Here is a 217-nt window from a genome sequence, read left to right as displayed (position 1 = left end):
GACGCTGATGTGCGAAAGCGTGGGGATCAAACAGGATTAGATACCCTGGTAGTCCACGCCGTAAACGATGAGTGCTAAGTGTTAGGGGGTTTCCGCCCCTTAGTGCTGTAGCTAACGCATTAAGCACTCCGCCTGGGGAGTACGGCCGCAAGGCTTAAACTCAAAGGAATTGACGGGGACCCGCACAAGCGGTGGAGCATGTGGTTTAATTCGAAGC

Annotated in this window: 1 rRNA gene; it reads left to right on the top strand. The window is 53.9% G+C overall.

Features of this window, described 5'->3' with window-relative positions:
- Window positions 1-217 (top strand): 16S ribosomal RNA (locus tag APS80_RS10420); the annotation flags it as partial.

The organism is Staphylococcus auricularis (assembly GCF_001500315.1).
GTDB lineage: Bacteria > Bacillota > Bacilli > Staphylococcales > Staphylococcaceae > Staphylococcus > Staphylococcus auricularis.
This window is presented reverse-complemented; position numbering and strand designations above follow the sequence as displayed.